Source organism: Streptomyces durocortorensis (assembly GCF_031760065.1).
In the GTDB taxonomy this organism is placed as follows: domain Bacteria; phylum Actinomycetota; class Actinomycetes; order Streptomycetales; family Streptomycetaceae; genus Streptomyces.
In genome coordinates this window covers 247,653-260,423 of sequence record NZ_CP134500.1, presented here as the reverse complement: position 1 = coordinate 260,423, position 12,771 = coordinate 247,653, and the positions used below count along the sequence as shown (strand labels likewise).

General features: G+C 69.6%; 4 protein-coding genes and 1 pseudogene. 2 read left to right on the top strand and 3 right to left on the bottom strand.

Annotated elements, in window-relative coordinates; all coding sequences use genetic code 11:
* Nucleotides 1-46: 46 nt before the first annotated feature.
* The 3 genes and pseudogenes from RI138_RS00970 to RI138_RS00960 form a co-directional block, all read right to left on the bottom strand.
* Nucleotides 47-373: pseudogene (locus tag RI138_RS00970) on the bottom strand (transposase family protein); the annotation flags it as partial.
* 57 nt (nt 374-430) lie between these two features.
* Complete coding sequence (locus RI138_RS00965) at nt 431-718, bottom strand: hypothetical protein (RefSeq protein WP_311118336.1); 288 nt, start codon at nt 716-718, stop codon at nt 431-433.
* A gap of 3 nt (nt 719-721) precedes the next feature.
* A complete protein-coding gene (locus RI138_RS00960; protein WP_311118335.1) occupies nt 722-1,066 on the bottom strand; it encodes a hypothetical protein in 345 nt (114 codons plus the stop codon).
* A gap of 356 nt (nt 1,067-1,422) precedes the next feature.
* Here RI138_RS00960 and RI138_RS00955 point away from each other — a divergent pair, with 356 nt between their 5' ends.
* Nucleotides 1,423-2,115, top strand: a complete 693-nt coding sequence (locus RI138_RS00955; RefSeq protein ID WP_311118334.1) for a Rieske 2Fe-2S domain-containing protein — start codon at nt 1,423-1,425, stop codon at nt 2,113-2,115.
* Nucleotides 2,112-12,770: a non-ribosomal peptide synthetase gene (locus RI138_RS00950; RefSeq protein ID WP_311118333.1), complete on the top strand. Its 10,659-nt coding sequence runs from the start codon at nt 2,112-2,114 to the stop codon at nt 12,768-12,770. The genes RI138_RS00955 and RI138_RS00950 overlap by 4 nt, the downstream gene beginning before the upstream one ends.
* Nucleotide 12,771 lies beyond the last annotated feature (1 nt).

Here is a 12,771-nt window from a genome sequence, read left to right as displayed (position 1 = left end):
CCGCCTGGCATCTCGGCCCGGCGGCAGCGAGGGCGTAGAACGGCTATGCGAAGGCGCGTTCCCCTGGAGCTCTCAGCTGGGCACGGTCGCGGTTGAACTGCTGGTAGTGCTTGGGCTGTTCGCGGTTGTCCTTGTGCGGGGTGCGGGTCGTGGTGCCGACGCCCTGGTGGGCGCGGTCGGCGAGGGTGAGGATCTGCCGGGTCAGGCAGGCATGGGTAAGGCCGTGGGCGCGGGCCGCGGTGAGATCTTGGGTCCGGCCTGGCGTCGCGCGGGAGAACCGCAGCGGTGTGCCGTCGGGGCGGGCGATGCCTTGCCCGTTCAAGCCGTGCTTCTTGTGCTTCTGCGAGTAGTACGGTTCGTCCGCGGCGATGCTCGGCTCGGTGACCCGACTCCCAGTCCTTGAGTACGAGCGCCCGTGACGTGAGGGATCTCAGTCATCATCGGAGATCGGGAACATCTCGGCATAGGGGTCCGGTTCGCCGGTCAAGGGGTCCAGTCCGGCGACGAGTCGACGGCGCTGCTCACGCCAGCTGACGAAGGCTCCGGGACGTCCCCAGAGTGACGCGTCACCGAGCGGGCATCCGTCGAACTCCGCGAGCATCATGCGCGTCAGGAACCTGACCATGCCGCAGTCGAAGATCGCCCACCGGGACTCTCCGTAGGAGACCTGGCGCCGCCATGCCACCACAGGCCAGTTGTCCGGGTCCGAGTCGGTCATGAGTCAGGCCAGCTCGTTGGCGTTGCAGCCGGTTCCCCACGGCAGAACGGCCTCCGGGGGAGCGGATGCGCCCGGCACACCACCCTCCTTCTCCCACATCCGGCGAAGTCCCTCACTCATGCCTCCGATGTGGCAGTCGCTCAGGTTGGGAACATCGACAGGCAGTGGCGGAAGGATGACCAATTCCTCGATGTCCCCCACGCCATAGGTGTCTATGAATGACATGTAGTCGCTCGGCAGCCTCGTGCCCAACGCGGCCTCCGCGGCCGTCCAGTCCACTCGCTCTTCGCCCCGGTGCCCTGTGGGAACAATCCTGAGCAGAGCCTCTACATCAGGATGAACGGTCATGATTCAGACTCCTTGAGCGTGGTGGCCGCTCACCCTAACCCGAGCACCCGACAGCATCGCCCGGCAAACCGGCCATGACATGTCGGTCGGATCGTGAGACAGCCCGCCGCCCAGACGGGCTGACGAGCTCGCTGCGAGAACGCCGCTTCCGCCAAAGCCGACTCGCCTGAGAGCGACGCCCGCCGACATCCTCAAACCACCGGCAACCTCACGGGCCAGAGCCCCAGTCGCTGACAGCCCGAATGAGACAGGACACAAGTGGACCGGTCAGACGCTGACTCGCGGCGGCGGCACGCATCACGCACTCCACGCTGGCCGAAACATATAAGTGATGTACCCCACAGTGGAACAAACGTATGAACACGCAACGGTCTGCGGGACATACTGATTGTCATGACACCGACGGCACATCCGTGGGCGCCTGCTGTTCGCCGCCGCGCGCAGGCCTCAAGCGCCCGGCCGAGATGTCGCGTTCGACCGACCTCCCGGGGTTCGGCGACGCCGAGGGCGGACTGGTGGACGGTGGCGCGTTCACCGATGCGGAACTCTACCGAGGGGAGCGGGGCCGCGTGTTCGCCCGGATCCGTGCCTGCCTCGACTCGTGCCCTCACCGCGGCACCCTGGTGTGCCGCGCCGACCTTGGCTCGATCCGCGATCGCACCTGTACCCACCACGGCTGGTCCTACGACCTGGCCGACGCGCTGGTGAACGTGCCGAAGCGGTCAGTCCGTCCCGAGTCGTTCGACACCCACGCGTGGGATCCGGCCGGGGTGCTGTACGTCGAATCACTGCACCAATCGATCTTCGGCACACGGAATCCGGAGCCGGTGCCTCTGCGGGAGCCGCCCGGGGACGCGGCCTGGTACAGGGAAGCGATGTTCGACCACGATGATCAGGGAACGGTCGTGGTCGGCGGGGTGCGCGAGCGGGAGTGGGGCGACAACGGGAAGCCCGCTCCGCGCGGACTCGGGCAGAGTCCTTCCCCCCGCTCGCGATCTTCTGCCGCAGCGTCATGTCTGGGCGGCGTGGCAGGGAGGAGTCCGTCATGAGCCTTCGCGCGATCGCCCGCATGTATGCCGACGGCGAGATATCGACGACGGGGGTACTGGCCGAGCTCGGCAGACATGCGGACATTCCCTTGTCCGAGGGGCAGCGCGGCCTGTGGGCACTTGCCAAGCTGGAGCCGGAGACGTATGCGTACAACGTTCCCGTGTGCTTCTCGTGTGCGGACGTGGATGTCGCGGCGCTTCAGGCCGCATTCCGCGACACGCTGTCCCGGCATCCACTTCTCTCGGCCGCGGTGCGCGAGACGGATGACGGGCCGCGTCTGTCCCACGGAGATGCGGACGGTTTCTCGGTCGAGTATGCGGACATCTCCGATGTGCCGTCCGGTGGAGTGCTGGACTTTCTGAAGGAAAGGGCGAGGCGGCCGTTCGGCCTGGCCGGTGATCCCTTGACCAGGCTGGCTGTCCTGCGTCGCTCCGCGTCCGAGGCGTACGTTCTGCTGGTCGTTCATCACCTCGTGATCGATGGGGTGTCGGGGCGTCTCGTCATCGACACGCTGTTCAGCTCGTACCGGGCGCGGGTCGAGGGGCGGGACGTGCCGATCGAGGTGGGCTCCGCCTCGTTCGGTGAGTTCGTCGCGTGGGAGCGGGACGCTCTCACCGGCGAACGCGCTGAGGAGGACCGCGAGTTCTGGCTGCGGGAGCTCGCCGGCGCGGACGTCCTCACAGGGTTACCCTCACAGGTGGCTCTGCTGCCGGACGCGCCTCATGTGGGCGAGGTGTACACCAGCCGCCTGCCGGAAGAGCAGGCCGCCGCCATCGCGGCCTTCACCGCTTCACATGAGATCAGCCCGGGGACCTTCTTCCTGGCGGCCTTCCTGACTCTGCTGCACCGGTACACCGGAAGCGAGGACCTCGTCATCGGGATGCCGGTGGCCGGGCGCCCGACGGAACACTTCGACCCGATCGTCGGCTGCTTCGTCAACACGTTACCCGTCCGGAGCAGGCCGGACGCCTCCGAGGAGTTCACGTCGTTCGCCCGGCGCGTACAGTCCACGGTGCTCGAAGTACTTGACCACGGAACCTACCCGTTCCACCGGATCGTGGGCGATCTCGGTGCTCGGGGCGCGAATCCGCGGTCGCCTCTCTACCAGATCGTGTACAACTACCAGGATTCCGCTCTCTCCGGATACCTGGGCGAGCGGGCCCGCGCCACCGGCGAGACGGACTTCGAGCTCGTCGACGGGCTGTACCAGCTGGGTGAGTACGACCTCACGGTGGACGTGGCTCCCGGTGACGGGTTCCTGGTGAACTGGAAGTACCACCCCGACGCCTTCTCGGCCGACGCCGTCTCGGGCATGGCAGCACACTTCGCCACCCTGGTGGACAGCATCCTCGACTCGGACGGGCAGTCGCCGACAGGCAGGCTGAACCTGCTCGGCGACGAGGAACGGCGCCTCGTCATCGAGGCATGGAACCGGACCGAGGCCGACTTTCCCACGCATCGCACGTGCTGGGATCTCTTCGCGGAGCAGGCAGAGGCGAACCCGGATGCCCCGGCGGCCACCTGCGGGGCGAGGACTCTCACCTATCGCGAACTCGCGGACCGCAGCTCGGCGCTGGCACAGGCGCTGACACGTCAAGGCGTCGGCCCCGGGGACGTCGTCGGGGTCTGCTACGAACGGTCACTCGACCTCGTCGTGGCCCTCCTCGCCGTCATGAGGCTCGGCGCGGTGTACCTGCCCCTGGACGACCGGCTGCCGACCGAACGCCTCTCCTACATGGTCGAGGACAGCGGCGCGCAACTCGTCATCTGCCATGAGGCGGTGATGGACAGGCTGGCCGCCGTGGCGACGCCGAAGACGGGACTGTACCCGACAGACCGCCAGGATGATCAGATCCCCCAGGCATGGGCAACGGCGGGGGAGAGGACCGCCGCTGCGCCGGACTCGCCGACCTCGACACCCCAAGCCGCCTACATCATCTACACCTCCGGCAGCACGGGGAAGCCCAAGGGCGTCGTGGTTCCGCACGCGGCGCTGACCAATTTCCTGCTGGCCATGGCGCACACGCTGGGAGTGGCGTCCAACGATCGGCTGTTGGCCATCACCACGCACAGCTTCGACATCGCCGCCCTGGAGCTCTACCTCCCGCTGATCACCGGCGGACAGGTCTGCGTCTGTGAATCGGCCACGGCCGCCGATGCCACCTTGCTGGCCGAGAAGATCGCCGACTGGCGGCCCACCATCATGCAGGCCACTCCGGCGACCTGGGCCATGCTGGTGCGCGTCGGGTGGCAGAACACCGAGGGCGTCAAGGTGTTGTGTGGTGGCGAGGCGCTGCCCGACGGCCTGAAGGACCAACTCGTGACGCGCGGCGAGGCCTGGAACCTGTACGGGCCCACGGAGACGACCATCTGGTCAGCGGCCAAGCGGCTGCGCCGTGAGGAGCCGGTGACCATCGGCAGCCCCATCGCGAACACCCAGCTGTACGTCCTCGACCAGAACCTGAGTCCCCTGCCTGTGGGCGTAACCGGCGAGCTTCACATCGCAGGCGACGGGGTCGCCCTGGGCTACCACCGGAAGCCGGAGTTGACGGCCGAGCGCTTCCTGGACAACCCGTTCGCGCCCGGACGGCTGTACCGGACCGGCGACAGCGCGCGCCGACTGCCCAATGGCGAGATCGTCGTCCTGGGCCGGATGGACAACCAGGTCAAACTGCGCGGCCACCGCATCGAACCCGGTGAGATCGAGGCGGTTCTCAATGCCCGCCCGGAGATCGGCCGAAGCGTCGTCCTGCTTGAGCATGCCGGCCTGTCGGACAGGCTCACGGCCTACTACACCGGGAACGGGGACACGCCGGTCGACGCCGCGCTGTTGCGCGCGGAACTCGCCAGGACCCTCCCCGCCTACATGCTGCCCGCCGCATTCGTGGCCCTGGACGCCTTCCCGCTCACGGCGCACGGCAAGGTCGACCGGGCGAAGCTGACCGAGGCCGCCGGGACGGTGCCGCTCCCGGCCGCCGACAGCCCGGTGGCCGCGCTCGACATCGAGCGGACCGTGCGCGGGATCTTCGAAGGGGTGCTCGGCTCGCGTGATATCGATCGTGCCGCAGGCTTCTTCGACATCGGCGGGGACTCCTTCGCGGCCATCGAAGCGGTGGAGCAGATCAACCGCGAGTTCGGCTGCTCGTTGCGACCCACCAGCGTTTTCGCCCACCCGTCCGTCGCCACGATGGCCCGACACCTGACGGGGCTGCTGCCTGCCGGGCAGGCACCCGCGGCGCAGCCCGCCGAGGCCGAGCAGCAACCTGATCCCCGCCATGCCACTCCGGCGGCCGGCGACGCCTCGCTCGATGATTCGATCGCGGTGATCGGCATCTCCTGCCGGTTCCCGGGAGCCATGGACCACCGCGCATTCTGGTCCGCGCTCGTGGAAGGACACAGCGGCGGCACGTCATGGTCGGTCGAGGAACTGCGCGCGCTCGGAGTGCCGGAGGAGATGATCACCCGACCCGGATACGTGCCGCAGCGGTCGGTCGTGGACGGCAGGGCGGAGTTCGACGCGGCGTTCTTCGACATCTCCCCCCGCGACGCCGAGTTCATGGACCCACAGGCACGCCTGCTGTTGCAGCACGCGTGGCAGGCGTTGGAGGACGCCGGTTACCGCCCGGAGGACGTTCCCGAGACCAGCGTCACCACGTCCACGAGCACGAACTTCTACCAGGCCCTGCTCCCGGCTCTGATGGCGAACGCGACGGGCCCGCGGGTCCTGGCGAGCTCCGAGACCTACGCCGCGTGGCTGTTCGCCCAAGGCGGCACGGTGCCCACGATGATCTCCACGAAGCTGGGCCTGCGCGGCCCCAGCATGGCGGTGAGCACCAACTGCTCTTCGGCGCTGAGCGCGGTGCACGTCGCCTGCCAGGGACTCCTGGCCGGCGATGCCGACCAGGCGATCGTCGGCGCGGCCAGCCTGTTCTCCGCGGGGGAGCTGGGATACGTGCACCAGCCGGGCCTGAACTTCTCCAGCGACGGGCGCAGCCGCGCGTTCGCCGACGGCGCCGACGGCATGTCCGGCGGTGAAGGCGTCGGTGTGGTCGTCCTCAAGCGCGCCAGCGAGGCGATTGCGGCCGGTGATCACATCTACTGCCTGATCCGCGGCATCGCGGTGAACAACGACGGCGGCGACAAAGCAGGGTTCTACGCGCCCGGTGTGCGCGGCCAGGCCGAGGTGATCCGCAAGGCGCTCGACAAGGCGGGCACGGACCCGTCGACGATCAGCTACGTCGAAGCGCACGGCACGGGCACGAGGCTCGGCGATCCCATCGAGGTCGCGGCTCTGACTGCGGCGTACCGCCACTACACGGCACGCAGCCAGTACTGCGGCATCGGCTCGGTCAAGAGCAACATCGGCCACCTGGACGCGGCCGCGGGGATCGCCGGACTCATCAAGGTGGCCCTGGCCCTGCAGCACGGGGAGGTTCCGCGGACCCTGCACTGCGACGTGTCGAGCTCGGAGATCGACTGGGAGGAGTCGCCGTTCTTCGTGGCCGACCGGAATCTGCCGCTGGACGGCGACGAGCCCGCGCGGGCGGGACTGAGCTCCTTCGGGATCGGCGGCACCAACGTGCACGCGGTACTGGAACAGGCGCCGACCGGTCCGCGGTCCGCCGGCCTCCCCGGCCCCCAAGCGGTGATCCTCTCGGCCCGCGACGGGGAGCGGCTCGGCCTCCTCGCGCGGCAGCTCCTTGAGTTCCTGCCGGGATACCTGGACGCGCACGGCGATCTGGCGTCGCTCGCCTACACGCTGCAGGTCGGGCGGCGGGCGATGGCCGAACGCGTGGTCTTCGTCGCGAACGACGTCGACGGGCTGATCGCGACCCTTCAGGACTACGTCGGGCGCGGGGCGCGCGGAACGGTGTTCGAAGGTACGGCCCGACGGCCTGAGGACATGCTGCTCGGCCTCTTCGACCGCCCCGGGGAGCTGCGAGACCTGGTCGCCGGGTGGCTCGAACACGGGGAGTGGGACAAGATCGCGCCCCTGTGGGTCAACGGCATCGACGTCGACTGGCACGCCTGCCACGGCGCGAATCCGCCGGTGCGGGTGAGCCTGCCGACGTACCCGTTCGCTGCGAAACGGTACTGGCCGGCTGCCGAGGCGGTGCCGGTTCCTCGGGCCGCTGACCCGCTCGACGCAAAATCGTTGCTCGTGGCCGCGGCCAGTCCCGAGAGCGTCGAGACGTTCCTGTCCGGTCGCACGTCCGCCACAGAGGAGATGGACAGCCTCTCGCGCCCGCTCGTGCTCGCACAGCTCATGGCGGCGGGACTCTTCGACGCGCCCGTTCGTCAGGACCTGATCGGGCGGAGCATCACCCCGTCCTTCGCCCAGTGGCTCGACCATACGGTGACCGTGCTGCTGAACCACGGAGAACTCGTGCGTGAGGGCGGATTCGTGGTGCCCAGGAAGAGTGCGCCAGGCCTCGAACAGGCGTGGAGCACCTGGCGTGCGTGGAAGGACGCCCGTGCCGGAGACCCGGAGCTGGCGGCCAAGACCGGCCTGACCGAGCGCATGATCGAGGCCTTGCCCGCGATCCTGTCCGGGCGGACGAAGGCCACGGCGATCATGTTCCCGGGCGGCTCGTTCGAGCTGGTGGAACCGGCGTACCGGGGGAACGCGACGGCCGACTACTTCAACGACGTGACGGCCGGCGCGGTGCGCGCGGAGGTGGACGCCCGTCGCGACGGGATCCGGCTGCTGGAGATCGGAGCGGGCACCGGCAGCACCAGCGAGCGCGTTTTCGCCCAACTGACGGGCCACGACCTCGCTGAGTACTGCTATACGGACGTTTCGAAGGCGTTCCTGATCGACGCGGAGCGGCGGTTCGCCGGTCACGTGCCGTACCTGTCCTTCACGACCTTCGACGTGGAGCGGGAGCCCGGCGCACAGGGACTCGCGGTGGGCGACTACGACATCGTCATCGCCAACAACGTCCTGCACGCCACCAAGGACATCGTGCAGGCAGTGCGTCACGCCAGAGCACTGCTGCGGCCCGGCGGAGTCCTCGTACTCAACGAACTCGCCCGGAACGACTGGTGGTCGCATCTGACCTTCGGGCTCCTCGAAGGGTGGTGGCGGCCCACGGACGGAAGGCGTATCCGGGGCGGACCGGCGCTGTCCGCGAACTCGTGGCGCGAAGTGCTGCGGGAGTGCGGGTTCGACACGGTCGACCTGCTGGCGGAGCCCGCCCGCGACCTGGGCCAGCAGGTACTGCTGGCGCGCGCCGGTTCGCCCGTCCCGCGCCGGGATCCGCGGCCTGCCGGGTCCGCTTCGGTCGAGGAGCACGTCCGCGCGGCCGTCGAGCGGATCCTCGCCGAAACGCTGAAGCTGACCGCGGATGAGCTCGCGGCCGACAAGCCCTTCGCCGACTACGGACTGGACTCGCTCACCGGCGTCTCCCTGGTGCACCGGCTCAACGAGTCGCTGAGCACTGACCTCGATCCGAGCGTGCTGTTCGAGAACCCGTCGATCAGGCGGCTGACGCGGTTCATCGTCGACGAGGAAGGCGCCGCCGTCCTGGCCGCGGTACCGGGGCCGTCCGTGGCACCCGGGCCGTCCGTGGCCCCGGAGACGTTCGTGGTACCTGAGCTGTCCGCCGCACCCGAGGCGCCCGCCGTACCTGAGTTGTCCGCCGTATCCGGGCCGTCCGCCGCATCTGGGCCGTCGGGCCGTGGCCGGGAGCCCGTCGCGATCGTCGGCATGAGCGGCCGGTTCCCGGGAGCCCGGGACGTCGACGAGTTCTGGGACCTGCTGGCCTCCGGCCGGGATGCTGTCTCGAAGGTGTCCCGCTGGGACCTCGCGTCGCTGGGCAGCGTCTGCCTGGACGGCGGTCTTCTGGACGGCGTCGACGAGTTCGACCCGCTCTTCTTCGGGATCTCCGGTGCAGAGGCCGTCTACATGGAGCCGCAGCAGCGGCTGTTCCTTCAGGAAGCATGGCGGGCGCTTGAGGACGCGGGCCACGCGGGCGAGTCGCTCGCCCGCGACCGGTGCGGTATCTACGTGGGCTGCGCCGCGGGCGACTACCTGGACCTGACGGGGCCTTCCGACTACCCGGGCCAGGCACTGTGGGGCAACATGAACTCGCTCGTGCCGTCCCGCATCGCGTACTACCTGGACCTGCACGGGCCGGCGATCGCGGTCGACACCGCGTGCTCCAGCTCGCTGGTCTCCCTCCACCTGGCGTGCCAGGCGCTGTGGGCGGGCGAGGTCACCACGGCGATCGCGGGCGGGGTCTACGTCCAGAACTCGCCGCGGCTGTATCTGGCGGCGTCGCGGGCCGGGATGCTTTCCCCGACGGGCCGGTGCCGTTCGTTCGACCAGGCGGCCGACGGATTCGTGCCCGCCGAGGGAGTCGGTGCGCTGATCCTCAAACGGCTCTCGGACGCCGAGGCGGACGGTGACCACATCCACGGCGTGATCCGTGGAATCGGGATCAACCACAACGGCACGACGAACGGGATCGCCGCGCCGAACGGGACCTCGCAGGAACGGCTGATCAGGCAGATCTACCAGGACTTCGAGATCGACCCCGCGGGGATCGGGTTGGTCGAGGCACACGGCACCGGAACCAAGCTCGGCGATCCGGTGGAGTTCCGGGCGCTCGATCGCGCGTTCCGCGGCTTCACGGACGCCGAGCGGTTCTGCTCGCTCGGCTCGACAAAGGCCTCCATCGGCCACGCGCAGGCCGCGGCCGGCGTGATCGGCGTCATCAGGGCACTGCTGGCGATGAGGCACGAGGTGATCCCCGGTCTGCCCCACCACACCGCGACGAACTCCAGTGTCACGCTGGCCGGCAGCCCGTTCTTCGTACACACGGAGCCCAGGCGGTGGGCCGTGCCCGAAGGCGGCAAGCGGCGCGCCGCGGTCACGTCGCTCGGCGCGAGCGGAACCAACGCCCACGCTGTCATCGAGCAGCCATCGGAGCCGCCTCCGGCGCCGCGGAGCAGGCAGGACGGGGCCCGGTTGATCGCGCTGTCGGCGGCGACGGAGCACGCCTTGCGCGAACAGGTGGTCCGGCTCGCGCACCACTGCCGCGAGCACCCGGACCTCGATGTCGGCGACGTGAGCCACACACTTCTGCTCGGCCGCAGGCACCTGCGGCATCGATGGGCGAGTGTGGTCCGGGATATCGCGGACCTGGAAAGCCGGTGCACTGCCTGGCTCTCCGGGCAGGACGTTCCGCCGCAGAGCGCAGACTCCAGGTTGCGGGCACTCGCCCAGCAGTTCCTCGACGGTGAGGCACCGGATTTCGCCGAGTTGTTCCGAGACAGCCGCTACCGCCGCGTCCCGCTGCCCGGCTACCCCTTCGAGGGGGAACGCTATGCGCTGCCGATCCGCGCGGCGGCAGACGACGGGCCGCGGCGCGGCGGGGGAGTCCTCACCGGCGACGAGTTCTACCTGCGTGAGCACCAGGTGCGGGGAACCGGGATCGCCCCGGGGGCGATGTATCTGCGGTGGGCCGCAGCAGCGGCCGGGCGGGCCCCGAGCGACGCGGTTCGCCTGCACGACGTCGTCTTCCTGCGACCTCTCTCGGTGCCGGGGCCGCCGCGAGCACTGCGGGTGGATCTTCGCGCCGACGGTGACGTCACCCGGTTCACGGTGTCCTCCACGGAGTCCGCCGGCGACGAGCCCGTACTCCATTGCCAGGGCGAGGTGTCCGCCACGGAGCCGACGGCTGCGCAGCCGCAGCTCGATCTGCCCGCGCTGCTCCGGGATTTCCGGCCCACCGCGTTCGACCCCCGGCGGTTCTACGCAGAGTGGCGGGATCGCGGCATCGCCTACGGCCCCACGTTCCAGGGGGTCGTGGCGGTGCACCGCAGCGACAACGCGGTGCTGGCCGAACTACGGCTGCCCGGCACGGCGTCAGGAACGACGGACGGCCTCGTCCCGCACCCGGCGCTGGTGGACTCGGCGATGCAGTGCATGCGATTGCTCGACGGCGACGACCGGGTCGGGTTGGTGTTCAGCATCAAGTCGGCCGAGGTCCTCGCCCCCGGTGCGACCACCATGTGGGCCCTGATACGTCGTGCCGAGGACGTGCGCGGCGCGGACCGGATCGACATCGACCTCGCGACCGACGACGGCACGGTGTGCCTGCGCCTGCGGGGCATCGCAGGCCGTCGAGCCGAGCAGACGCCGGACCCGGCGGACGGCGTCGCCACGCTGGTGCCGGTGTGGGATCCCCTTCAGCGGACGGAATCCGCGACGTGGCCGCGGAGTTCCGAATCGGTGGGCGTCATCGCGTCCCCAGGGCAGGCGCGGGACGTTCTCACCGCGCGCTTTCCCGGCGCGCACGTGGTCGCGGACCCGTCGCGGAGTACGGACGAGGACCTGGAGACGTCCCTCCGGTCGGTCCCGGAACTCGACCATCTGATCTGGGTGGCGCCCAGCGCCGTGGATGACCGGTCCGGTGCGAGCGTCGTCGAGGGCCAGTCCAGCGGCTCGCTGCATGCCTTCCGCACGGTGAAAGCTCTTCTGGCGGCGGGGTACGGCGATCGCTCATTGGGCCTGACCCTGATCACTGAGCGGGCGCACGCCGTCCATGAGTCCGAGGCCGTCGACCCGGCGCACGCCGGTGTCGCAGGCCTCGCGGGGTCGACTGCGAAGGAGTACCCGCTCTGGCGGGTGCGGGTGGCGGACGTCGAGGACTACGCCGCGCCGTCTCTCGCCGCGGTGCTCGACCTGCCCGCGGATACGGACGGCGACCTGCGTATCCACCGGGACGGCCGGTGGCACGGGCAGCGGCTGATGACTGTTCAGCCGGCCTCGCCGACGTCGTCCCGGCTGCGGCAGGGCGGCACCTACGTCATCATCGGCGGGGCGGGCGCCCTTGGCACGGTCATCAGCGAGTACCTGATCCGCCGGTACCACGCCCAGGTCGTGTGGCTCGGACGCAGGCCGCAGGACGCGCGGGTCGAAGCCGCTGTCGCCCAGGCGACCGGCGCGGACGGGCCTGCGCCGCTGTACCTGAGGTCCGACGCCACCGACCTCGCGTCCCTGCGTGCGGCGAAGGACGAGATCGTACGACGGTTCGGCGCGGTGCACGGCGTCATCCACTCGGGCCTGGTGTTCTCGGGGGCGAGCCTGGCCCGGATGAGCGAGGCTCAGTTCGAGGACGTGCTGCGCGGCAAGGTCGACGCGAGCGTCCGGTGCATGGAGGTGTTCGGCGGCGACTCGCTCGATTTCGCACTGTTCCTGTCCTCGATCAACTCCTACCTCAAAGCCATCAAGCAGGCGAACTACGCCGCAGCCTGCACGTTCCTCGATTCGTTCGCACTGACGGTGCAACGCCGCTACGGCACTGCCGGCAGGGTGCTGAACCTGGGCTACTGCTTCAACAACGCACCCACCGAGTCGGAGCGGGGCGCGGTGGTCGGAGCGCAGGCTCCGCTCATCCAGCCGGACGAGCTGACAGCGGCGATCGAACGGCTGTGCGCGGGGCCGGTCAGCAGGCTGACGTTGATGAAGTTCAGTCCCGCGCTCAACAGCCGGGGCATCGTTCTGGGCGATGACGAAGTCATCCTCCCCACGGTCGTGCCGCCGGACGCTGTGCCCGCCGACGTTCAGGAACCGCCGGCGGCGCCGGGCGGCGAACTGGAGCGGCTACGCGCCCGCGTCGCAGAGCTGACCGCGCTCGCGATCTGAT